Genomic DNA, 22,411 nt, shown 5'->3' with positions numbered 1-22,411 from the left:
CGCCCGGTTACATTCCGAACCCGGAAGCTAAGCCTCACAGCGCCGATGGTACTGCAGGGGGGACCCTGTGGGAGAGTAGGACGCCGCCGAACAATCATTCAGAAAAGCCCCTGATCCCTTCGGATCAGGGGCTTTTCGCATTTCCGTTGACGTATTGTCAGGGCATGGACGATCAGACAGCGGTCATTGCGAACAACGTGCTCCGCCCCGAGCAGCGCGACGGCGCCCTGCGTGTTCTGGCGGAGGCCCAGGCGGTCGACGGCCGGGCCGCCGTCTCCGAGCAGGGCCGGCTGCGGCTGCGGAACGCCGAGACGCCCCGGTCGGGCGTCACCCACCTGATCCTCGACGAGACCGAGACCGAGACAGAGACCGAGACCGGCACCAGCACCGGCACCGGGAGCACGACCGTGGTCGGCTACGGCCAGGTTGAGGTGCCGGAGGCCGCGACCGCGAACCCGTCCGCCGAGCTGGTGGTCGACCCGGCCGCCCGCGGCCGCGGCCTGGCCCGCCCGCTGGTGGACGCCGTCCTGGAGCAGGCCCACCTGGCCGGCCGGGACGCGGTGGACTTCTGGGTGCACGGCGGTCACCCGGCGGCCCGGCACCTGGCCGAGGCCTACGGCGCCGAGCTGGTCCGGGAGCTGCGGCAGATGCGCCGCAGCGGTCCGCAGACCGAGGCCGTGGCCGTGCCCGAGGGCATCGAGCTCCGCACCTTCCGCCCGGGCGAGGACGACGCCGAGTGGCTGCGGCTGAACGCCCTGGCCTTCGCCCACCACCCCGAGCAGGGCTCCTGGACGGAGCAGGACCTGGCGGAGCGGATCGCCGAGCCCTGGTTCGACCCGGCGGGCTTCTTCCTCGCGACCCGGGACGGCGAGGTCGTCGGCTTCCACTGGACCAAGGTGCACCCGGCCACCGCCACCGAGCCCGAGCTCGGCGAGGTGTACGTGGTCGGGGTGGACCCGGCCGAGCAGGGCAGCGGCCTCGGCCGCGCGCTGACCGCCGCCGGCCTGCGTCACCTGACCGGGTCAGGAGCCGGCGAGCGTGGACTGGAGACGGTCCTCCTCTACGTCGACGCCGACAACCCGGCCGCCGTCCGGGTCTACGAGCGACTGGGATTCACCGTCCACGAGGTGGACCTCATGTACCGCGCCCGGTACCAGGCGGTCCGGGCAGCCGACCGGTAGGCCGAGCCGGAGCGGTCGCGGGCAGGGGGCGGCGAGGCCCGCCGCCCCTTGCTCCGACCGACTCAGCTTTCCTCCTGGCCATGCGGTGTTTACCGTGGATTCAATTGCTGCCGCGAAGATCACAGGATGAAGTCCGTAGTGTCTCGCTCGTGCAGAGTCGACCGCCAATCCCCGGCCGGTCCTGTACGGACCGCGCCCGGTGGGTGGGCGCTGTCCCCGGGGGCGACCCGGGGCGAGGACGACGGCCCGCAGAGCCATTCGCGTCCGGACGCCGTCCTGCTGGAGGAGCTGGAACCCATGAGCATCCCCCGCCCCGTCCCTGCCCCGCTGGCGCCCACGGCGCGGATGTCCAGTGCGCTGGGCGTCCCGCCGGAGCTGCCGGCCACGGACGAGCAGGAGTTCGAAGCACTGCCGCAGGGCCGCTTCCTGGACCGTGAGCGGAGCTGGCTCGCGTTCAACGAACGCGTCCTGGAGCTGGCCGAGGACCCGGGGATCCCGCTGCTGGAGCGGGCGAAGTTCCTGGCGATCTTCGCGAGCAACCTGGACGAGTTCTTCATGGTCCGGGTCGCCGGCCTCAAGCGCCGGATCGCCACCGGCGTGGCCCAGCGCAGCGCGTCCGGCCTCCAGCCGCGCGAGGTGCTGGACCTGATCTGGACCCGCTCGCGCGAGCTGATGGCCCGTCACGCCGCCGCCTTCCAGCAGGAGGTGTTGCCGGACCTCGCCGCCGAGGGCATCGAGGTGGTCCGCTGGCCGGAGCTGGCCGAGAAGGAGCAGGCCCGGCTGCACACCCTGTTCCGGCAGCGGATCTTCCCGGTGCTGACCCCGCTGGCGGTCGACCCGGCGCACCCCTTCCCCTACATATCGGGGCTGTCGCTCAACCTCGCCGTGGTGGTCCGCAACCCGGTGTCCGGCCACAAGCACTTCGCCCGGGTGAAGGTGCCGCAGTCGCTGGCCCGGTTCCTGGAGGCCTCGCCCCAGCGGTACGTCCCGCTGGAGGACGTCATGGGCGCGCACCTGGAGGAGCTCTTCCCGGGGATGGAGGTGCTGGCCCACCACGCCTTCCGGGTCACTCGCAACGAGGACCTGGAGGTGGAGGAGGACGACACCGAGAACATCCTCAAGGCCCTGGAGAAGGAGCTGATGCGGCGGCGCTTCGGCCCGCCGGTCCGGCTGGAGGTCGAGGAGTCGATCGACCCCTACATCCTGGACCTGCTGGTGCGGGAGCTGAACATCACCGAGGCGGAGGTCTTCCCGCTGCCCGGTCCGCTGGACCTGACCGGCCTGTTCGGCATCGCCGAGCTGGACCGGCCGGAGCTCAAGTACCCGAAGTTCGTGGCCGGTACGGCCCGCGGGCTGACCGACGTCGAGTCCGCCTCGCAGCCGGACATCTTCGCCGCGATGCGCGAGCGCGACGTGCTGCTGCACCACCCGTACGACAGCTTCTCCACCTCGGTGCAGGCCTTCCTGGAGCAGGCCGCCGCCGACCCGGACGTGCTGGCGATCAAGCAGACCCTGTACCGCACGTCCGGCGACTCGCCGATCGTGGACGCGCTGATCGACGCCGCCGAGTCCGGCAAGCAGGTGCTGGTGCTGGTCGAGATCAAGGCGCGCTTCGACGAGCAGGCCAACATCAAGTGGGCGCGCAAGCTGGAGGAGGCCGGCTGTCACGTGGTCTACGGCCTGGTCGGGCTCAAGACCCACTGCAAGCTGTCGCTGGTGGTCCGCGAGGAGGGCGACACCCTGCGCCGCTACTCGCACGTCGGCACCGGCAACTACCACCCGAAGACCGCCCGGCTGTACGAGGACCTCGGCCTGCTCACCTCCGACCCGCAGGTCGGCGCGGACCTCTCGGACCTCTTCAACCGACTGTCCGGCTACTCGCGCCGGGAGTCCTACCGCCGGCTGCTGACCGCCCCGCGCGGCCTGCGCGACGGGCTGGTCTCCCGGATCCACAACGAGATCGCCCACCACCGGGCCGGCCGGCCCGCGTACGTGAAGATCAAGGTCAACTCGATCGTCGACGAGGCCCTGATCGACGCGCTCTACCGGGCCTCGCAGGCCGGGGTGCCGGTGGACGTCTGGGTCCGCGGCATCTGCGCGGTCCGTCCGGGGGTGCCCGGGCTGAGCGAGAACATCCGGGTGCGCAGCATCCTGGGGCGCTTCCTGGAGCACTCCCGGATCTTCGTGTTCGGCAACAACGGTGATCCCGAAGTGTGGATCGGCAGCGCCGACATGATGCACCGCAACCTGGACCGCCGGATCGAGGCGCTGCTCAGGATCACCGATCCGGCGCACCGGGCCGAGCTGTCCGGGCTGATCGACCTCGGGGTGTCGGACGAGACCGAGTCCTGGCACCTGGGCCCGGACGGCGCCTGGGAACGCCGTTCGCAGGACGCCGAGGGCAAGCCGCTGCGGCACGTCCAGGACCTGCTCATCGACTCGCGCCAGCGCCGCCGGGCCGCCACCTCGCGCTGACGCGTCCACTGATGCGAGCCGCCGGAGCAGTCGGGGCCCCCGGGGCCCCGGGGGGAGCTGCTCCGGCGGTCGGCCACCAGCCCCGGGGAAGGGCCCCGGGGGAACGGGGATCTACCACGCCATGACCGAAGCGCCGATGACGGCCCAGGCGGCCTCCACAGCGACCGCCGGGGACATCCTTTCCCGCCAACTCACCGCCCAGGCCGGCGCGTTCCTGCGCGCCCTGCCGCTCGCGGTGGGCGAGGTCGGCGCCAGACCGGGGTCGGCCGCGGCCGTTCCGGCGAGCGGCACCGCCGACCTGCTGCGGGCCGTGCGGCGGATCGGCGGGCTGCTGCACACCTTCGGGGCCGTGTTCGAGCAGTCCTGGGCGCAGGAGTCGCGCACCGAACTGCGCTGGCTGCTCAACCTGTTGGCGCTGGAGCCCGGTTACGTCCGCCGCTCGGCCCGGCTGCTGGGCGCGGTGGACTCGCTGAGCGGCACCGACCCGGAGGGGACGGGCATGCTGGCCGGGCACGCGGGCGCCCCCAAGGCGCGGGCGCTGCTGGACCGGCAGCTGACCCTGGCCCGGACCAGGGCGCACTCCACGGTGCTCCAGGAGCTCCGCTCGGCCCGGCTGCACGCGCTGGCGGACCGGATGACCCTGCTGGTCGGCGAGGCGCCGCTGCTGGAGGCGGCCGGGGGCCGGGCCTCGGCGGTGCTGCGGCCGCAGGCGGCGGCCGCGTTCACCGCGCTGGCGGTGAGCGCCCAGCAGCTGCCGCTGCAGCGGGCCGCGACCCCGTACGGCGGGGACGGGCTGCGCCGGCTGGGCGCGGTGCCGGCGGCGCGCGGGGTGGCGGACGCGGACGCCGCGCTGGCGGCCGACGACGCGCCCTGGTCGCGGCTGCGGATCCTGGTGAAGCGGGCCCGGTACGCGCTGGAGGTGTGCGCCCGGCCGTCCCCCGAGCTGGACGAGCTGGACGCGGTGCTGGCCCGGCACCAGGAGGCCGCGGACGCCGCGATGACCGCCGCGACCGCGGCGCGCACCCCGCGGATCACCCCCGCGACCGCCTATGTGCTGGGCGTGGTGCATGCTGATCAACGACTGGAGGTCGAGGCGGCGCGGTACGCCTTCGGCCGCCGGTGGCCCGAGCTCCCGCCGTCCCCGGACGGGTGGCTGGAGCTCCCCCCTGCCGAGGGCTGGGGGCATTCCCCCGCACCACGGACGGCTTGAATTGCACGATCGCCTGAGCACCGGCCGGGCAGCGGACCCGGCAGCGAACCCGCCGGCGTCTCCCGCAGTGGGTCCTGCGGTGAACCCCGCGGTGGGCCCGGCGGCGGCCGCACCGGTCCGCGGCCCGGTGATCCTGGCGGCGGGCGCGGTGCTCTGGCTGCCCGGCCGGCCGAAGCCCAGCGGCCGACTGGGGCGGCCGCGGATCGCGGTGATCCACCGTCCGAAGTACGACGACTGGAGCCTGCCGAAGGGCAAGCTCGACCCGGGCGAGGGCGTGGTCGAGGCGGCGCTGCGCGAGGTGCGGGAGGAGACCGGCTTCGACTGCCTGCTCGGCCCGGAGCTGCCCACCCAGCACTACCCGGCGCAGGGCCGCCCCAAGGAGGTCCGGTACTGGGCCGCGGTGCCGACCGCCGGGGCCTTCCGGCCGAACCGCGAGGTCGACCGCCTGGACTGGCTGCCGGCGGGCAAGGCCCGGGCGCGGCTGACCCATGACCGCGACCGGTTGCTGATCGATGCGCTGCTGGTGATCCTGGGGGCGAGGCCCGTACGGACGGGCGGGTCGGCGTCGGTGGAGGAGCGGCGGAAGTGATCTCCCCGCGCCCGTGCCGTGACGCAACCGTTACTACGTGACGTAGTTTCCTGTCATCCGTTCGAGGTTCACTTCCCGTTCACTTGCGACCGGCTGTCGTGTCACCTACCCGGCCTAACTTCGGGACTACCGGCGGGCCGAACGGGCCCCGGACCACAGCAAAACCCATGCTCAGCCGTACTCCTACGGCCTGCGCAGCGGGCAATGCCACAGAAAGGGACACCCCTGTGAAGCTCCAGCGGAACGGCCGCTCCAAGGCCCTCGCCATCGGTGCCATGGCGCTCGTCAGCTCGCTGTCGCTCGCCGCCTGCGGGTCGGACAACAACAACAACACGGCGTCCAGCGGTTCCAGCGGCTCCTCCGCGGCCGGTGCCGCGATCAACTGTGGCAAGGCCGGCACGCTCCTGGGCGCCGGTTCGACCGCGCAGGCCCCGGCGATCGACGTGTGGAAGACCAACTTCGGCGCCGCCTGCTCCGGCACCACGATCAACTACAGCGGCGGCGGCTCCGGTGCCGGCGTCCAGCAGTTCACCCAGGGCAAGGTCGCCTTCGCCGGCACCGACTTCGCCCTCAAGCCGGCCGATGTCGACGCCTCCAAGGCCGTCTGCACCGGCGGCAAGGCGATCGACCTGCCGATGGTGGCCGGTCTGGTCTCGCTGGTCTACAACATCGAGGGCGTCGACAACCTGGTCCTGGACGGCCCGACCGCCGCCAAGATCTTCGACTCGCAGATCACCAAGTGGAACGACCCGGCCATCGTCGCCCTGAACCCGAGCGCCAAGCTGCCGGACGCCGAGATCCAGAGCTTCCACCGCTCGGACGACTCCGGCACCACCTTCAACCTGACCTCCTACTTCGCCAAGACCGGTGGCGGCGCCTGGACCGCCGAGCCGAGCAAGGCGTGGAAGGGCAAGCTCGGCCAGTCCGCGAACGGCAGCGCCGGCGTCGCGGCCCAGATCAAGCAGGTCAAGAACTCGATCGGCTACGCCGAGCTGTCCTACGCCCAGACCAACAACCTCAAGAGCGCCCAGATCGCCACCGGTGCCGCCAAGCCGGTCGAGGCGACCGCCGCCAACGCCGCGCTCACCATCGCCTCGTCCACGGTCACGGGCACCGACGGCGACCTCGCCCTCGCCCTGGACTACGGCACCAAGGCCGACAACGCCTACCCGATCGTCCTGGTGACCTACGAGATCGCCTGCGACAAGGGCAACAAGGCCGAGACGCTGGACACCCTCAAGTCCTTCCTGAACTACACCATCAGCGACGCCGCCCAGAAGTCGATCGGCGACAAGGGCTACGTCCCGATGCCGGCCGCGATCGGCGACAAGGTGAAGGCCGCGGTCGGCACCCTCGCCTGACCCGACAGGACCCCCGGTGGGACGGCCCCGTGAGCGAGGGGGGCCGGGGCCGTCCCGCCGGAACGCACCAACCCAGCACCAACGTCCGGGGCACCGCCGCCATGGTGCCGACCCCCTACCGGGGCGGCACCACCAGACCGGAGTAGACCAATGACTTCATCCTCCCCTGCCGCCCCGCGAGGCAGGGAAAGCCGACGGCGCGACAGCCGCGTCGGCGACAAGATCTTCATGAACCTCGCCCGCGGTGCGGGCGTCCTGCTGCTGGTCATCATGGCCGCGATCGCCGGCTTCCTGGCCTGGCGCTCGGTCTTGGCCCTCGGCAACAACCACGGCAACTTCCTCACCACCTTCGAGTGGACGCCGGACGCCCCGAAGCCGGTCTTCGGCATCGCCGTGCTGGCCTTCGGCACCATCGTCAGCGCCGTCATCGCGATGGCGATCGCCGTCCCGGTGGCCATCGGGATCGCGCTGTTCATCTCGCACTACGCGCCGCGCCGGATCGCCCAGCCGTTCGCCTACCTGGTCGACCTGCTCGCCGCCGTCCCCAGCATCGTCTACGGCCTCTGGGGCGCGCTGTTCCTCGTGCCGCACATGGACGGGCTGACCAGCTGGCTCAACCAGTACCTGGGCTGGACGTACATCTTCGACCAGACCAGGACCGGCACCCCGCGCAACCTGTTCACCGTCGGCATCCTGCTGGCGATCATGATCCTGCCGATCATCACCGCGGTCTCCCGCGAGGTGTTCCGCCAGGTGCCGCGGATGCACGAGGAGGCGGCGCTCGCCCTCGGCGCGACCCGCTGGGAGATGATCCGCACCGCGGTGCTGCCGTTCGGCCGCCCCGGCATCATCTCGGCCTCGATGCTCGGCCTCGGCCGGGCGCTCGGCGAGACCATCGCGGTCGCGGTGGTGCTCTCCGCCAACAGCATCCTGTCGCTGCACATCCTGGACGCCGGCGGCGGCACCTTCGCGCAGAACATCGCGCTGAAGTTCGCCGAGGCCGGCAACAACGGCCGCGACGCCCTGATGGCCTCCGGCCTCGTCCTGTTCGTGATCACCCTGCTGGTGAACGGTGCCGCGCGACTGATCATCGCCCGCCGCAAGGAGTACTCGGGGGCCAACGCATGACCACCGTCACCGTCCCCGAGGACGCCCGGCCGCAGGTCGGCCCGAAGCTCACCGCCAACCGGCTGCCCAAGTGGACCCCGCCCGTCGTCGCCGTCGGCGCGATCGCGGTCGGCTGCGGGATCGGCGCCGCCGCCGGCCTGGAGAGCCACCTCCAGTGGGGCCTGCTCTCCGCTCTGCTGTTCCTGGCCGGCAGCTACCTGATCTCGGCCCAGGTCGAGGGCCGCCGGCAGGCCAAGGACCGCTTCGCCACCTCGGTGGTCTGGGTCGCCTTCATCCTGGCCGTCGTCCCGCTGGCCTCGCTGACCATCTACACGATCCAGCAGGGCATCGGCGTGGTGAACGGGAACTTCCTGAGCCACTCGATGAAGGGCGTGATCCAGAGCGGCCCCGGCGGCGGCATCTACCACGCGCTGCTCGGCACCCTCCAGCAGGTCGGCCTGGCCACTCTGATGGCCGCCCCGCTCGGTCTGCTGACCGCCGTCTACCTGGTGGAGTACGGCCGCGGCCGGCTCGCCAAGGCGGTCACCTTCTTCGTCGACGTCATGACGGGCGTCCCGTCGATCGTCGCCGGTCTGTTCATCCTCTCGCTCTGGAACCTCGCTCTGGGGTTCAGCTACTCCGGCTTCTCGGGCAGCCTCGCGCTGGCGATCCTGATGATCCCGGTCGTGGTCCGGTCGACCGAGGAGATGCTCAAGCTCGTCCCGAACGAGCTGCGCGAGGCCTCGTACGCCCTCGGCGTGCCGAAGTGGAAGACCATCCTGCGGATCGTCATCCCCACCGCGATCGGCGGCATCACCACCGGTGTGATGCTCGCGGTCGCCCGCATCACGGGCGAGACCGCCCCGGTGATGATGCTGGTGTTCGGCGCCGACTACATCAACAGCAACCCGTTCGACGGACCGCAGCAGTCCCTGCCGATGTACATCTGGCAGCAGTACTCGGTGGTCAACAACGACTTCGGCTACGCCCGCGCCTGGGGCGCCGCGCTGGTGCTGATCGCCTTCGTGATGGGGCTCAACCTCATCGCCCGGGGCATCGCACGCTGGCGCTCGCCCAAGGCCGGACACTGAGCGACCGACTGACGTACGAAGACAGACGAGAGAAGCAAACGATCATGGCCAAGCGCATCGACGTCAGCGGACTGTCGGCCTACTACGGCACCACCAAGGCCATCGAGGACATCTCGATGAGCATCGAGCCCCGCTCGGTGACCGCCTTCATCGGCCCCTCCGGCTGCGGCAAGTCCACCTTCCTGCGCACCCTCAACCGGATGCACGAGGTGATCCCCGGCGCCCGGGTCGAGGGCAAGGTCCTCCTGGACGACGAGAACCTGTACGCCTCCAACGTCGACCCGGTCGCCGTGCGCCGCTCGATCGGCATGGTCTTCCAGCGCCCGAACCCGTTCCCGACCATGTCGATCTACGACAACGTGGTCGCCGGGCTCAAGCTCGCCGGCGTGAAGAAGAAGGCCGTCCTGGACGAGGTGGTGGAGCGCTCGTTGAAGGGCGCCAACCTCTGGAAGGAGGTCCACACCCGGCTGAACAAGCCGGGCGCCGGCCTCTCCGGCGGTCAGCAGCAGCGCCTGTGCATCGCCCGCGCGATCGCGGTCGAGCCGCAGGTCCTGCTGATGGACGAGCCCTGCTCCGCGCTCGACCCGATCTCCACCCTCGCCATCGAGGACCTGATCGGCGAGCTGAAGTCGCAGTTCACCATCGTCATCGTGACCCACAACATGCAGCAGGCGGCCCGCGTCAGCGACCGCACCGCCTTCTTCAACCTGGCCGGCGTCGGCCAGCCGGGCAAGCTGATCGAGCTGGACGACACCCAGCGGATCTTCTCCAACCCGTCGGTGCAGGCGACCGAGGACTACATCTCCGGCCGCTTCGGCTAGACCGACCCCAGCTGTCCCGTGGTGCTGCATGGCGGTGCCGCCGCGGGACATGAAGAAGGGCCCGCCCCCGAGATGTGGGGGCGGGCCCTGCTTGCTGTTACTCGCCCGCTCGCCTCCGGGGCGCTCGGACCCGGTGCCGACGGTCGGCGGGCACTGCGCCACCTCCTTCGTCGGCGGCTTGGCCCTTCTCCCTTTCGGCACCGGCGCGCCCCTTCGGCTCGGGGCGGGGGCTCGCCCGCTCGCTGTTACTCGCCCGCTCGCCTCCGGGGCGCTCGGACCCGGTGCCGACGGTCGGCGCTCCCTCGCTCCTCCGTCGCTCCCTCGCTTCTCCCTTTCGGCACCGGCGCGCCCCTTCGGCTCGGGGCGGGACTTGCCCGCCTCCGGGGTGCTCGGGCCGTGGCCGTTCGGGGGTCAGCCCCAGAAGAGGTGGACGAACCAGTACATCAGCGCTGCGACGACGGCGGCCGCCGGCATCGTGATGAACCAGCCGAGCACGATGTTCTTGGCGACGCCCCAGCGCACCGCGCGGATCCGCTTGGTGGCCCCCGCGCCCATGATCGCCGCGGTGATCACGTGGGTGGTGGAGATCGGCGCCTTGAAGACGAACGACGTGATGTACATGATCACCGAGGAGGTGGCCTCGGCCGCGAAGCCCTGCGGCGGGTCCAGCTCGATGATCTTGCGGCCGAGGGTCCGCATGATCCGCCAGCCGCCGGCGTAGGTGCCCAGCGAGAGCATGGTCGCGCAGGAGATCTTCACCCAGACCGGGATGTCACCGGTGGTCTGGTGGCCGGAGATGGTGAGCGCCATGACCACGATGCCCATGGTCTTCTGGGCGTCCTGCAGGCCGTGGGCCAGCGCCATCGCGGCGGCCGAGGCGGTCTGGGCGACCCGGAAGTTGCGCTTGGCCTTGTGCGGGTTGGCCCGGCGGAAGATCCACAGGATCGCCAGCATCACGATGAAGCCGCCGACCAGGCCGACCACCGGCGAGACGATCATCGGGACGACGATCTTGTCGATCACGCCGCTCCAGATCACCTCGGTGCCGCCGGCCAGGGCCGCACCCACCAGGCCGCCGAACAGCGCGTGCGAGGAGGAGGACGGCAGGCCGAAGTACCAGGTGACCAGGTTCCAGGCGATCGCCCCGACCAGGGCCGCGAACAGGATCGCCATCCCCTGGTTGCCATGGGGGGTCTCGATGATCCCCTTCGAGACGGTGTGCGCCACCCCGCTGCCCAGGAAGGCACCGGCCAGGTTCATCACGGCGGCCATCGCGAGCGCGGCCTTCGGGGTCAGCGCCCGGGTGGAGACCGACGTGGCGATCGCGTTCGCCGAGTCGTGGAAGCCGTTGGTGTACGTGAAGAAGAACGCAACGCCGATGACGGCGATGAGTGCAGCCATGTCCACGAGGGTCAGGACTCCTTGACGGCGATGGTCTCCACCGTGTTGGCGACGTGCTCGAACGCGTCCGCCGCCTCCTCAAGGACGTCCACGACCTGCTTGAGCTTGAGGACCTCGATGGCGTCGTACTGACCGGAGAACAGGTGGGCGAGCAGCTTGCGGTGGATCTGGTCGGCCTGGTTCTCCAGCCGGTTGACCTCGATCCAGTACTCGGTCAGGTTCGACATGCTGCGCAGGTTCGGCATCGCCTCGGCGGTGAGCTCCGCGGCGCGCGCCAGCACCTCGATCTGCTGCTCGATGCCCTTCGGCAGGGTCTGGATGTCGTAGAGGACGACCAGGTCGACGGCCTCCTCCATGAAGTCCATGATGTCGTCCAGCGACGAGGCGAGGCTGTAGATGTCCTCGCGGTCGAAGGGCGTGATGAAGGAGGAGTTCAGCTGGTGGAAGACGGCATGGGTGGTGTCGTCCCCGGCGTGCTCGGCGGCGCGCATGCGCTCGACGATCTCCGCGCGGGCCGACACGTCTGATCCCAGCAGTTCCAGCAGGAGCTTCGATCCGACGACCAGGTTCTCCGCGGCGGCGGCGAACATGTCGTAGAAACTCGTCTCCTTCGGGGTCAGGCTAAAACGCACGGAATTCTCCGATGTGCGGGGTACGGACTGAACGATGCTAGGTGCAACCGAGCGCGATCGCGCAAACGGGGTGGTGACCGGGGAGGCGGAACCTCCCCTTCCGTTCGGCTGCCGCACCGGCTGTCCCGGACCGCACCGCCAGGTGCGGACGCAAGGACTCAGTCTGACGGAACCTCGACGCGTTTGCCCCGTCCCGCGTGCGGAAGACCGGGGCGCCGCTCAGACGGGTTAACCCCGCCGCGACCCCCACCAGGCCGTTCGGCACATGCCGGGTGGGCCGTCGGAACACCACGCGGGGCCCCGGTGTTGGACACTGGAGGCCGACGCAGCCACCAGGCACTCAGACGAAGGCGGGCCGATGACCACGACGCAAGCGCGCACCGAGCCGGACCACGCGCCCGGGACCGGGCCCGGGGCCGCCACCCCCGCCGCCGCGGGCCACGGCGGACACGGCCCGCACGGCTACAGCGCGCAGAAGGACGCCCACCTCAAGCGGCTGCGCCGGATCGAGGGCCAGATCCGCGGCCTCCAGCGGATGGTGGACGAAGACGTCTACTGCATCGACGTGCTCACCCAGGTCTCGGCCAGCACCAAGGCCCTGCAGTCCTTCGCGCTCTCCCTGCTGGAGGAGCACCTGCGGCACTGCGTCGCCGCGGCCGCCGAACAGGGCGGCGTCGAGCTGGACGCCAAGGTGGCGGAGGCCACGGCCGCGATCGGCCGACTGCTGCGCAGCTGACCCCCCGGGGCCGTCGGCCGGGGCCGTCAGCCCTCGCCCTCCCGCTCGGCCCGGGCCGGGTCCACCCGGTCCAGCAGCACCTCGTCGATCCGCTCGGTCGGCAGCCGGTCACCGGCGCTGGCCGTCGCGGCGATCATCAGCTCGCCGGCCAGCTCGATCTCGTCGAGGGCCGCGTCGTCGTGGCCGCCGCTGCGGCCGCCCGTGGACGACACCACCTGCACCACCCCTTCAGTGCCTCGCCAGCCCGGGCGGCAGCCACCCGACGTCCAGCCTAGGCACTCCGGGGCCCGTCCACATGGCACGGACGGGCCATCTCGGCGCCGCCGAAACGGGTGGCCGTCGCTCCCCGGACGGCCACCCGCCGCGGCGGCGCCCCGTTCCGCCCCGGCGCCGGGGCGCTACTTCGGGCTCTCCGTCGGCTTCATCTGGTAGATGTCCGAGGCCGGCGGCTCGGCCGCCTCGACCGGCTTGCCGAAGTCCGACAGGGCGGTGGTCGAGGTGACCTTCACCTGGTCCTTGGCCTCCTTCGAGCCGGCCACCCCGGCGAAGGTGAACACCTCCACCACCTTGTGCAGCCGCCCCTGGTCGTCCAGCCAGGCGTCGTACGGGACCTCCTTGACGGTGAAGGTCTGCCCGCCCATCCGCAGGCCGTCCCCGCCCCGGCCGCCGGTGGCGTCGGCCGCCTTGGCCAGGTCCAGGGTGCCGCGGTAGTGGTGCAGCGGGGTGCCGTCCACCGTCTCGGTGCCGACCAGGTCGGCCTTCTGCACCCCGCGCAGCGCCCCCGCCGCCGTGGCCGGGTCGGTGGCGCCGCTGCTGACCAGGTTGCCGTCCGGCAGCTGGCGCACGTCCAGCTTCACCCACTTGCCCTCGGGCACCTTGGCGCCGCTGTTCTGCAGGTAGACGGTGCCCGGCAGGACCACCTCGACGATCTTTCCGGTGGTCGCCGCCCCCGGCGGCACCTGGACCTCCAGCCGGCCGATCCGCTTCACGTAGTCGTAGCCACCGGTGCCGGAGAAGGACGCCTTCTTGTCCGCGGACTCCGTGACCAGCTCGGTGGCCGCGTGCGCGGAACCGGTGCGCCCGGTGATGTCCGCCGCGTTGCGCACCGCCGTCACCGGGTCGGTGGCCAGCTGGTCGGGCGCGTTCGACTGCTGGTCGGAGGAGCCGCCACCGGAGTGGGCCGAGCACCCGGCCGCCCCCGCGGCCAGCGCGGCGGCGAGCACGGCGGCGCCGGCCGCCGAGCGCAGGCGCGGCCCCGGACGGCGCGCCGGCCGCCCGGTTCGCTGCTGGTCGGTCATCTTCATCCTCGCGACAACCCCCTCGGGACCGACTGCCCCGCCGACTGCGGCACCGGCTGGGGTGCCGGGAGGGCAGAGCTCTTTCCGGGCAAACGAGTTGGATCGCGAAGGGTTACGGGTCCGGCGGGAACCGGCGGGTGTCGCGTGCCGGTCGCCCGGCGCGTTACGGTGAATCCCGTGCACAGTGAGCTGCCGGTCGCCCCCGGCACCACCCCGATGCCCGAGCACCGCGTCGCGCTCAGCGAACGCGGTTCCTTCGCCTTCGCGACCTGCAGCTGCGGCTGGTACTCCGCCGCCCGCCGCTCCCGGGACCTCGCCCGCCGCGAGGGGGCCGACCACCTCGCCGAGTACGGAGCCGACGCGTCGGCCTAGCCGGCGCCCGGACCGACCCTTCGGGGGCGTTCGATGCGTGTTCGGTGCGGCCTATGGCCCCCGGGCCTCAGGCCGCGAGGTCGGACTCCGGCGGCCGCTCCTCCCGGCGCGCCGCTCCCCGTCCGCTTCGGCGGCCGCGCCGCTCGGCGCCCCGGCCGGCGGCGGCGCCGCGCTCCGGCGCCCGGACCAGCGGGGCCACCGCCGTCCGGGTCAGCGCGTGGCAGAACGGGACCAGCACCGCCATCGCGATCGGCGCCAGCAGCAGCACCACGGCGACCGCCAGCGCGAAGCCGCCGATCACGTCCGTCGGGTAGTGGACGCCCATGAACATCCGGCAGAAGCCCTGGAGCAGGGCCAGGCCCCCGGCGATCCAGCCCAGCCTCCGGTTCACCAGGAACAGCGCCACCGCCACGGCCATCGTCATGGTCGAGTGGTCGCTGACGAAGGAGTGGGTGCCGGCCTTGCCGTCCACCAGCACCAGCAGCCCCGGGTGGTCGACGAAGGGCCGGGGCCGGTCCACGATCGCGGCGATCGGCAGGTTGGCCAGCTCGGCGACGGCCACCGAGAGCGGCACCCAGAGCAGCCCGGCGATCGCCACCGGCGCGTCCGGCCGGCGTCTGGCCTGCAGCCAGCCCACCAGCCCGAGCAGCGCGAGGCCGATCAGGATGCCGTACTCGCCGATCCACGACACCGCGTGGTCGAGCCACTGCGGGGAGCGCTTGGCCAGGCCGTTGACGGCGTAGAGCAGACCGAGGTCGGGGTTGGTCGTGTCGGCAAGCGGCGTCGACACGCCGCACCTCCTTCTGGTCCGCTGCACCTGTTCGATCCCGCCGGGGCCCGCCCGGCGCGCGAAGCTGACGAGGGACCACCGGACCCAACGTCATCGCCGGGACCCAGCGTTCCACGGAAACGCGCGGTTATGGAAACTTGACTCAGCGTCCACAGGCCGCACACAGATCGGTGGACGACTCAGCCGGTCCCACCGGTTCCGGCGGCCCCGTTGACCCGCCCCGCGGCCGTCGGGGCGGCCGGGGCGGCGGCCGCGGGCCGGCTTCCGGGGGCGGTCGGGGTCGGCGCCGTCGTGCCCGGGCGGCTCGGGGCGTTGACCGCGCCGTTGCCGCCGCCACCACGCGTCGGCAGCGCCTGGGCGCCGTCCGAGGTGACCCGGGTCGCCCCGATGTACTCCCTGGTGTCGATCTTGTCGTAGCGGATCACCGCCCCGGTGTGCGGCGCGTTGAGCATGTAGCCGCCGCCGACGTAGATCCCCACGTGGTGGATGGTGCGCGGGTCGCCCAGGTCCGTCGCGAAGAACACCAGGTCCCCCGGCCGCAACTGATCGCGCGACGGGTGCGGACCGGCGTACCACTGGTCGTTGGCCACCCGGGGGAGTTCGATCCCCACGGTCTCGAACGCGGCCTTGGTGAGCCCGGAGCAGTCGAACTGCCCGTTCTGCGAGGCCAGCCCCTCGCCGCCCCACAGGTACGGCGTGCCGAGCTTGGTCTGCGCGAAGTAGATCGCGGCGGCCGACTGCGCGGACACCTCCACCGGCGCGGTCGGCGCCGCGAAGCTCCGGGCCATCGCCTGGATGTTCCGTACGTACCCCTGGGTCTCCCGGTACGGCGGGATGCCCCGGTTCGTCGTCACCGCGTACGGGCCGGCGTTGTAGGCGGCCAGCATGTTGGCCTGCGGATCGCCCGGCACACCGGCCACGTCCTTGGCGAGCGCGCAGTCGTAGGCCGCCGCGGTGGCGATCGCGTCGTACGGGTTCCAGACGTCCTTCCTGCCGTCCCCGTCGCCGTCCGTGGCGTACATCGGCCAGGTGCCCGGCATGAACTGCGCCATTCCCTGTGCTCCGACGCCGGATTGGGCCTTGGGGTCGAAACCGCTTTCCTGGTACAGCTGCGCCGCGAGCATCGGCGGGGAGATCTCCGAGCAGAGCGAGCCCCACTTCTGGATCGCGTCCTGGTAGGCCGCCGGAACGGTGCCGGGGGAGAGGGCGGAACGATTCGCCGCCAGCTGTGGTGTCCCACCCGCCGCATACGTCCCCATCGTCACCAGACCGAGGAACCCGAACGCGACAACTCCCGCCGCAGCGGCGGCCGTACCGGCCTTCCGGAGTACCATCAGCACCATCCCGACGAATCGTCAGTCGAAGTGTCCCGGAAGGCGTTGCTCACCGCAATCATCAGAGATACAAAGAGTGAGCGCTATCCTTCGTACGGTGGACATCCTCGCGTACGTGTCCGATGCCTCACGACCAATCCGCGAGAAGTAGCCAAGTCGACATCAGATCTGGCCAAGAATAGGCACCGACCCTTCGCGCGGGCGGGGTCCGGGCCCTTGAATTTGCCTGATCGGGCGGTGAGATGGAAATGAACGTGAGCAGCGTGCACACCTATGCGGTCGGCCACCTGGCCGAGGACCCTCCCAAGAAGCCGAACATCGACACCATCATCGGCGGGATCGCCCCCGACTGGGGCCCCTTCGCCAGCCTCGGGTCGGAGGCCCGGGTGATGGTCGAGGTCATCATGGCCGTCGCCATCCTCGTCTGCCTCGGCATCGCGGTGTGGGGTGCGGCCAAACAGCGGATCGGCGCGACCGCGATGCGGGACAGCTTCGGCGCCGAACAGGGCAAGGGGCTGATCATCGCCGGGCTGACCGGCGTGTTCATCATTGGATCACTCGGCACTCTGTTCACCATTGTCTACGGCATGGCTATCTGACGATCGGACAGCAGTGACCCGGCCCGCCTGAGGACAGGTTCCCGCCCGGACCTCCCCAGCGGGCCGACCCGCCAGGAGTCCACCCTCGTTCCCACCCCCCGTCCGCGCCCGCCCCCGGACGGAGGGCCCCCGGAGCCGCCCGGCTCCCCGCACCAGGAGGGCCGCCGTGCCGTTGTCCGACGACCAGCCGCACACCCGTACGCGGCTGCCGGTCGACGAACAGCCCTCCGCACTGCCGACCTCACGTCAGTCCAGGCCGCTGCGCACCCTGCTGACCGTGCTCGTCGTCGTCACCCTGCTCGTCGTCGCCATCTCCGTCGCCAACCGCGGCAAACCGGGCTCCGGCAGCGGCGGCAGCTCCGCCGACCGGGCGGCCCCCAGCGCCGGCTCCGGCGCCGGCCCCGCCCCCAGCGGCGACCAGCCCGTCGGCACCACCGTCAACGGCATCGCCTCCGGCTACCCGCACAGCGACCAGGGCGCCCAGTCCGCCGCCGCCAACTACGCGGTGGCGATCGGCTCCGCGGACATGCTCCGCGCCGACAGCCGCCACACCATCGTCGCCACCATCGCCGACCCGGGCTCCGCCGCGGCCCTGCAGAGCCGGCTGGACCAGGGGTTCACGCCGGAAACGGCGGCTCGGTTCGGAGTGGACGCCCAGGGCAGGCCGCCCAAGGGTTTGACCTTCGTCAGCCGGACGATCCCGGTCGGGACCAGGAGCGTTGGGTACAACTCGGACAGCGTCAAGGTCGACGTCTGGTGCACGGGCCTGTTCGGCCTGGCCGGCGAGCGGTCGACCAAGCCGGTTTCCGATGAGTGGTTCACGCTCAACCTCAGTCTGCGCTGGACCGGGAGCGACTGGAAGCTCACCGACTTCAGCCGAGCATCGGGCCCGGCTCCGGTCCCGCAGGACCAGCAAGCCGCGACCGCGGAGGAGATCACTGGTGCCGTCGAGCAGTTCGGAGGCTTCCGCTATGCCCGCTGACGGTAACTCGGGTCTCGTCCGGAGGATAGTCGGCCGGGTGGCCGGGGCAGCGCTGCTCGGGGCCTCCTCGGTCGTGCTGGCGGCCGGTCGCGCGATGGCCGAGCCGTCGCCCACCCCCAGCACCGGGACGACCAACTCCGCCTGCCCCGGAGTTCCGCTCCCGGGCAACGACGTCTACTGTGCGCCACCCGGCGGTGGCGCCCTCCCCGGCGGCGGCGCCGTCAACAACGTGACCGATCCGCTCGGGTCGCTCGCCAAGGGGTGTGCCCAGGCGGCGGCGTGGGTGGTGCGGAACCTGTCGGGGGCGATCGACGGGACGACGTCGGTGGACTTCACCAACCAGTCGTTCCTGCAGCAGTACGCCGTGGTGTTCGCCGTGTCGACGGTGATCACGCTGGTGCTGTGGCTGCTGGCGGTGACCAAGCGGGCGGTGCGCGGGGCGCCGTTGACGACGGCGATCTCGGAGGCGGTCGGCTTCCTGTGGCTGACGGTGGTGGCCTCCGCGTTCACGCCGTTGATCCTGTTCACCGTGGTGAGCGTGACGGACGGGCTGACGAAGGCGATCGCGGTCGGGACGAAGTCGGACACCGGGACCTACCTGGGCGGGTTCGCCGACACCCTGGAGAAGGGGAACGTCGGCGGCGGCCCGCTGATCCTGGTGCTCGTGTCGCTGGTCGCGGTGCTGGCGGCGGCGGTGCTCTGGATCGAGCTGGTGATCCGGGCGGCGATGCTCTACGTGGGGGCGCTGCTGGGGACGGCGGTGTACGCGGGGCTGGTGGACCGGCAGTTGTGGAAGCACGTGCGCCGGTGGGCCGGGATGATGCTGGCGGTGGACCTGGCGAAGCCGATCATCGTGATCATCCTGGGTCTGGCGGGCGCGGTGGCGACCGGTGCCGGGGCCAACGACGACTTCGCCCGGGTGCTGTCCGGGCTGGCGATCCTGTTCCTGTCGATCTTCGCGAGCGCCGCGGTGTACCGCTTCGTCCCGACCTTCGGTGACGAGATGCTGAACATGCGCCGGGCCCGGGCCAGCGCGGTGCAGGCCGGTTCGGCGATGATCAACGGGACGGCGAACCTGATGAAGCAGGGCATCTCCACCCACGGCGACCGCGGTCCGCAGGGGGCCGGGGGCGGCGGGGGCGCGGGCGGCGGCTCGGTCGCGCCCGGCATCGCCGCGCACGCCGGCCGGACGCCGGCCCCGCCGCCGCAGGCCGGGCCGCCGCCGCAGGCCTCGGTTCCGAACCGCGACAGCAATCCAGCGAAGGGAGGGTGACGGGAAGTGAGCAGCGAACCGCTCGGCCAGTACGGGGCCCAGTACGCCCAGCCGTACGTGCACCAGCGCCGCACCTACCTGATCGGCAAGGCCCGCCCGAACGCGGTGATCGGCCGCAACCGGGAGTCCGGGGAGATCCTGCTGATCATCTTCGGGGCGTTCCTCGGGATGCTCTGGGGTCTGCTGATGCCTGTCCTGGCGCTGCGGATCGCCGGTCTGATCGGCCTGCCGCTGCTGGCCATCGCGGCGGTCTACGTGCCGTACCGCAAGCGGACGTTCTACCGGTGGGTGGAGATCAACCGCACCTACCGGCGGACGGTCCGCAGCGGGCGCGGGCTGTGGCGTTCGGACGCGATGGACGCGGGCACCCGGATGGACGGCCGGGAGGTGGAGGTCGGTCCGCCGCCCGGGGTGGGGCGGTTGCGCTGGCTGACCGCGCCGTTCGGGCCGGACGAGGTCGGGGTGCTGATGCACCTGGAGCGGCGGACGGTGACGGCCGCGATCGAGATCGAGGGCCCGGGCGTCGGGCTGCGCGATTCGGAGGACCAGGAGGCGCTGGTCGACCGCTTCGGCACGTTGTTGAAGCACGTCGCCAACGGGGACGGCTTCGTGACCCGGCTGCAGATCCTGGCCCGCACCCTGCCGGCCGACCCGGACGCCCATGCCAAGGACGTCGAGCGCCGCGGTGACCACGACGCGCCGCGCTGGCTGCAGGACTCGTACGACCAGTTGCAGTCGATGGTGTCGACCTCCTCGGAGCAGCACCGGGCGTACCTGGTGGCCTGCATGCACTACACCCGGGACCTGGCCGCCGAGGCGCACGCGATGGGCCGCACCGCGACCGGCGGGCGGGCCCGGGACGACGACGGGCTGGCGGCCGTGATGGCCCGCGAGCTGACCGACATCTGCGCCCGGCTGGCCGAGGCGGACATCCGGGTGCGCCAGCCGCTGGGCCAGGCCCGGCTGTCCTCGCTGCTGCACTCGATGTACGACCCGGACCACCCGATCGACCACATCCAGGCGATGTCCCGGCGCAACGCCTGGCCGGCCGAGCTGGACGCGACCCACCCGCAGTACCTGACGGCGAAGACCAGGGAGTCGGCGACCAGGGAGCCGTGGTGCCACGCCACCGCCTGGATCAAGGAGTGGCCGCTCACCCCGGTGGGCGTCAACTTCCTGGCGCCGCTGCTGGTGCACACCCCGGACGTGATCCGGACGGTGGCGGTGACGATGGACCTGGAACCCACCGACGTCGCGATCGAGCGGATGCTGACCGAGAAGACCAACGACGAGGCGGAGGCCAGTCGTGCGGCCAAGATGAACCGCACGGTCGACCCGCGCGACCTGGCCCACACCGGCCGGGTGGACCAGCGCGGTGACGACCTGGCCTCCGGCGCGGCCGGGGTTAACCTGGTCGGCTACATCACGGTCTCCTCGCGCAACCCCGAGGCGCTGGCCCGCGACAAGCGGACCATCCGGGCCTCGGCCGGCAAGAGCTACCTCAAGCTGGAGTGGTGCGACCGAGAGCACCACCGGGCCTTCGTCAACACCCTGCCGTTCGCCACCGGCATCCGCCGCTGAACCCCGCGCCGGTCCTCCGGGACCGGGCCCGTCCACCCACCGCGCCCGTCCGCCTACCCGCCCGACCACCCACCGCGCCCGACCACCCCTAGCCGGCACCAGGAGGCCACCCATGGCGATCGGCAACCTCACCGACGCGTTCACCAGCCTGATGTTCGGCAAGGTGGAGACCACCCGGCTGCCGGTGCGCACCTCCACCGGCCAGGCGCAGGCGGTCTACCTGCCCACCGCCGCACCGGGCCTGGGCGACTCGGGCGTGATCATCGGACGCGAGGTGTACAGCGGCAAGGGGTACGTCTACGACCCCTTCCAGCTGTACGGGCAGCAGCTGCCCGCCCCGCACTGGCTGGTGCTGGGGGAGTCCGGCAACGGCAAGTCGGCGCTGGAGAAGACGTACGTGCTGCGGCAGTTGAGGTTCCGGGACCGGCAGGTCGTGGTACTGGACGCGCAGGGCGAGGACGGCGTCGGCGAGTGGAACCTGATCGCCAACGCGCTGGGCATAAAGTCGATCCGGCTGGACCCGATGGCGGCCCGGGACGGCGGGGTGAAGCTCAACCCGCTGGATCCGGCGATCACCCAGACCGGCCAGCTGTCGTTGCTGCGCACCATCATCGAGGTGGCGATGGGGCGCGGCCTGGAGGAGCGGGCGGGCTTCGCGTTGAAGGCGGCGCACGCCCATGTGGTCGCCTCGGTGACGGACCGCCAGCCGGTGCTGGACGACATCATCGACACCCTGCGCAGCCCCGAGCTGTCCTCGGTGGAGTCGCTGGGCGTGGCGGTGGACGAGGTGCAGTCCTGGGGCCTGGACGTGGCGCTGGTGCTGGACCGGCTGGTCGACGGCGACCTGCGCGGCATGTTCGACGGACCGACCACCGACGGCATCGACCTGGACGCGCCGCTGATCGTCTTCGACCTCTCGCACATCGACCGCAACTCGATCGCGATGCCGATCCTGATGGCGATCGTCGGGGTGTGGCTGGAGCACACCTGGATCCGGCCGGACCGGAAGAAGCGCATCTTCCTGGTCGAGGAGGCCTGGCACATCATCAACAGCCCGTTCGTGGCCCAGCTGTTCCAGCGGCTGTTGAAGTTCGGCCGCCGGCTCGGGCTCTCCTTCGTGGCGGTGGTGCACCACCTGTCGGACGTGGTGGACGGCGCGGCGGCCAAGGAGGCGTCGGCGATCCTCAAGATGGCCTCCACCCGGACGATCTACATGCAGAAGGCCGAGGAGGCGCGGGCCACCGGCCGGGTGCTGGGCCTGCCGCGCTGGGCGGTGGAGATCATCCCGACCCTGTCGCCGGGCATCGCGGTCTGGGACGTCAACGGCAACGTGCAGGTGGTGAAGCACATCATCACCGACACCGAGCGGCCGCTGGTGTACACCGACCGCGCGATGACGGAGGACGCGGTGGCCGAACGGGTACGGGCCGAGCGGCAGTTGGCGTCCGAACCGGGGGTCTGAACGCCCGGCCCCTGCCTGAGGCCGGGGGATCGTCCGCAGGCGGTCCGTCCCGGTCCGACGGTGGTGGTTCGTCAGCAGGTAATCCTCTCGTTACGTTCGACATCCTGACAGCTACG

General features: G+C 71.5%; 21 protein-coding genes and 1 rRNA gene. 16 read left to right on the top strand and 6 right to left on the bottom strand.

Annotation, left to right across the window (positions count from 1 at the left end; translation table 11 throughout):
* The 9 genes from rrf to pstB all read left to right on the top strand — a co-directional run.
* Positions 1 to 92 (top strand): 5S ribosomal RNA (rrf, locus tag AB0F71_RS31625); the annotation flags it as partial.
* Between the two features lie 72 nt (positions 93 to 164).
* Positions 165 to 1,181: a mycothiol synthase gene (gene mshD / locus AB0F71_RS31620; RefSeq protein ID WP_360241616.1), complete on the top strand. Its 1,017-nt coding sequence runs from the start codon at positions 165 to 167 to the stop codon at positions 1,179 to 1,181.
* 297 nt (positions 1,182 to 1,478) lie between these two features.
* Entirely contained in the window at positions 1,479 to 3,656 is a 2,178-nt protein-coding gene (locus AB0F71_RS31615; RefSeq protein WP_360241613.1) for an RNA degradosome polyphosphate kinase, read from the top strand.
* A 121-nt stretch (positions 3,657 to 3,777) separates the two neighbouring features.
* A complete protein-coding gene (locus AB0F71_RS31610) occupies positions 3,778 to 4,866 on the top strand; it encodes a CHAD domain-containing protein (protein WP_360241610.1) in 1,089 nt (362 codons plus the stop codon).
* A gap of 148 nt (positions 4,867 to 5,014) precedes the next feature.
* Positions 5,015 to 5,455 carry an NUDIX hydrolase gene (locus AB0F71_RS31605; RefSeq protein WP_360241628.1) on the top strand — a complete coding sequence of 147 codons (441 nt, stop codon included), beginning with the start codon at positions 5,015 to 5,017 and terminating at the stop codon, positions 5,453 to 5,455.
* Positions 5,456 to 5,682: 227 nt separating this feature from the next.
* Entirely contained in the window at positions 5,683 to 6,816 is a 1,134-nt protein-coding gene (gene pstS / locus AB0F71_RS31600) for a phosphate ABC transporter substrate-binding protein PstS (protein WP_360241607.1), read from the top strand.
* A gap of 150 nt (positions 6,817 to 6,966) precedes the next feature.
* The gene (pstC, locus tag AB0F71_RS31595; protein ID WP_360241604.1) at positions 6,967 to 7,944 is read left to right on the top strand and encodes a phosphate ABC transporter permease subunit PstC; all 978 of its coding nucleotides are present in this window, start codon (positions 6,967 to 6,969) and stop codon (positions 7,942 to 7,944) included.
* Entirely contained in the window at positions 7,941 to 9,014 is a 1,074-nt protein-coding gene (gene pstA / locus AB0F71_RS31590) for a phosphate ABC transporter permease PstA (protein ID WP_360241601.1), read from the top strand. Before pstC ends, pstA begins: the two co-directional genes overlap by 4 nt.
* 44 nt (positions 9,015 to 9,058) lie before the next feature.
* Positions 9,059 to 9,835 carry a phosphate ABC transporter ATP-binding protein PstB gene (gene pstB / locus AB0F71_RS31585; protein ID WP_360241598.1) on the top strand — a complete coding sequence of 259 codons (777 nt, stop codon included), beginning with the start codon at positions 9,059 to 9,061 and terminating at the stop codon, positions 9,833 to 9,835.
* A gap of 411 nt (positions 9,836 to 10,246) precedes the next feature.
* On the opposite strand, the gene AB0F71_RS31580 is transcribed toward pstB, so the two are convergent.
* Positions 10,247 to 11,242: an inorganic phosphate transporter gene (locus tag AB0F71_RS31580; RefSeq protein ID WP_360241595.1), complete on the bottom strand. Its 996-nt coding sequence runs from the start codon at positions 11,240 to 11,242 to the stop codon at positions 10,247 to 10,249.
* Positions 11,243 to 11,247: 5 nt separating this feature from the next.
* Positions 11,248 to 11,868: a DUF47 family protein gene (locus AB0F71_RS31575; RefSeq protein ID WP_030059626.1), complete on the bottom strand. Its 621-nt coding sequence runs from the start codon at positions 11,866 to 11,868 to the stop codon at positions 11,248 to 11,250.
* Positions 11,869 to 12,226: 358 nt separating this feature from the next.
* Between AB0F71_RS31575 and AB0F71_RS31570 the strand changes: the two genes are divergently transcribed.
* Positions 12,227 to 12,604: a metal-sensitive transcriptional regulator gene (locus AB0F71_RS31570; protein WP_360241592.1), complete on the top strand. Its 378-nt coding sequence runs from the start codon at positions 12,227 to 12,229 to the stop codon at positions 12,602 to 12,604.
* Positions 12,605 to 12,630: 26 nt separating this feature from the next.
* On the opposite strand, the gene AB0F71_RS31565 is transcribed toward AB0F71_RS31570, so the two are convergent.
* Both AB0F71_RS31565 and AB0F71_RS31560 read right to left on the bottom strand, forming a co-directional pair.
* Positions 12,631 to 12,816, bottom strand: coding sequence for a hypothetical protein (locus tag AB0F71_RS31565; protein WP_360241625.1), 186 nt, complete (start codon positions 12,814 to 12,816; stop codon positions 12,631 to 12,633).
* A gap of 186 nt (positions 12,817 to 13,002) precedes the next feature.
* A complete protein-coding gene (locus AB0F71_RS31560) occupies positions 13,003 to 13,902 on the bottom strand; it encodes a hypothetical protein (protein WP_360241589.1) in 900 nt (299 codons plus the stop codon).
* A 177-nt stretch (positions 13,903 to 14,079) separates the two neighbouring features.
* Here AB0F71_RS31560 and AB0F71_RS31555 point away from each other — a divergent pair, with 177 nt between their 5' ends.
* Complete coding sequence (locus tag AB0F71_RS31555) at positions 14,080 to 14,274, top strand: hypothetical protein (protein WP_360241586.1); 195 nt, start codon at positions 14,080 to 14,082, stop codon at positions 14,272 to 14,274.
* Positions 14,275 to 14,341: 67 nt separating this feature from the next.
* Here AB0F71_RS31555 and AB0F71_RS31550 read toward each other — a convergent pair whose 3' ends face one another.
* Both AB0F71_RS31550 and AB0F71_RS31545 read right to left on the bottom strand, forming a co-directional pair.
* Complete coding sequence (locus AB0F71_RS31550) at positions 14,342 to 15,064, bottom strand: phosphatase PAP2 family protein (protein ID WP_360241583.1); 723 nt, start codon at positions 15,062 to 15,064, stop codon at positions 14,342 to 14,344.
* Positions 15,065 to 15,243: 179 nt separating this feature from the next.
* Positions 15,244 to 16,398: a bifunctional lytic transglycosylase/C40 family peptidase gene (locus AB0F71_RS31545; protein ID WP_360241580.1), complete on the bottom strand. Its 1,155-nt coding sequence runs from the start codon at positions 16,396 to 16,398 to the stop codon at positions 15,244 to 15,246.
* 248 nt (positions 16,399 to 16,646) lie between these two features.
* Between AB0F71_RS31545 and AB0F71_RS31540 the strand changes: the two genes are divergently transcribed.
* From AB0F71_RS31540 to AB0F71_RS31520, 5 genes are all read left to right on the top strand, one after another.
* Positions 16,647 to 16,997 (top strand): hypothetical protein, encoded by a 351-nt coding sequence (locus tag AB0F71_RS31540; RefSeq protein ID WP_360241577.1) that lies wholly within the window; start codon positions 16,647 to 16,649, stop codon positions 16,995 to 16,997.
* Positions 16,998 to 17,163: 166 nt separating this feature from the next.
* A complete protein-coding gene (locus AB0F71_RS31535; RefSeq protein WP_360241574.1) occupies positions 17,164 to 17,979 on the top strand; it encodes a hypothetical protein in 816 nt (271 codons plus the stop codon).
* Positions 17,980 to 18,016: 37 nt separating this feature from the next.
* The gene (locus AB0F71_RS31530) at positions 18,017 to 19,252 is read left to right on the top strand and encodes a hypothetical protein (protein WP_360241571.1); all 1,236 of its coding nucleotides are present in this window, start codon (positions 18,017 to 18,019) and stop codon (positions 19,250 to 19,252) included.
* 6 nt (positions 19,253 to 19,258) lie between these two features.
* Positions 19,259 to 20,833, top strand: a complete 1,575-nt coding sequence (locus AB0F71_RS31525) for an SCO6880 family protein (RefSeq protein WP_360241568.1) — start codon at positions 19,259 to 19,261, stop codon at positions 20,831 to 20,833.
* Between the two features lie 112 nt (positions 20,834 to 20,945).
* Positions 20,946 to 22,295, top strand: coding sequence for an ATP-binding protein (locus tag AB0F71_RS31520; protein ID WP_360241565.1), 1,350 nt, complete (start codon positions 20,946 to 20,948; stop codon positions 22,293 to 22,295).
* Positions 22,296 to 22,411: the final 116 nt, after the last annotated feature.

It is taken from the genome of Kitasatospora sp. NPDC028055 (genome assembly GCF_040637885.1).
In the GTDB taxonomy this organism is placed as follows: Bacteria; Actinomycetota; Actinomycetes; order Streptomycetales; family Streptomycetaceae; genus Kitasatospora.
The sequence above is the reverse complement of the archived record's forward strand: the minus strand, read 5'-3'. Positions and strand labels throughout refer to the sequence as shown.

Coding starts and splice junctions, on each gene's coding strand:
- AB0F71_RS31520 (WP_360241565.1), top strand. CDS start 20,946: ATGGCGATCGGCAACCTCACCGACGCGTTCACCAGCCTGATGTTCGGC.
- AB0F71_RS31610 (WP_360241610.1), top strand. CDS start 3,778: ATGACCGAAGCGCCGATGACGGCCCAGGCGGCCTCCACAGCGACCGCC.
- AB0F71_RS31560 (WP_360241589.1), bottom strand. CDS start 13,902: ATGACCGACCAGCAGCGAACCGGGCGGCCGGCGCGCCGTCCGGGGCCG.
- pstA (WP_360241601.1), top strand. CDS start 7,941: ATGACCACCGTCACCGTCCCCGAGGACGCCCGGCCGCAGGTCGGCCCG.
- AB0F71_RS31615 (WP_360241613.1), top strand. CDS start 1,479: ATGAGCATCCCCCGCCCCGTCCCTGCCCCGCTGGCGCCCACGGCGCGG.
- AB0F71_RS31540 (WP_360241577.1), top strand. CDS start 16,647: ATGAACGTGAGCAGCGTGCACACCTATGCGGTCGGCCACCTGGCCGAG.
- mshD (WP_360241616.1), top strand. CDS start 165: ATGGACGATCAGACAGCGGTCATTGCGAACAACGTGCTCCGCCCCGAG.
- AB0F71_RS31570 (WP_360241592.1), top strand. CDS start 12,227: ATGACCACGACGCAAGCGCGCACCGAGCCGGACCACGCGCCCGGGACC.
- pstB (WP_360241598.1), top strand. CDS start 9,059: ATGGCCAAGCGCATCGACGTCAGCGGACTGTCGGCCTACTACGGCACC.
- AB0F71_RS31545 (WP_360241580.1), bottom strand. CDS start 16,398: ATGGTACTCCGGAAGGCCGGTACGGCCGCCGCTGCGGCGGGAGTTGTC.
- pstC (WP_360241604.1), top strand. CDS start 6,967: ATGACTTCATCCTCCCCTGCCGCCCCGCGAGGCAGGGAAAGCCGACGG.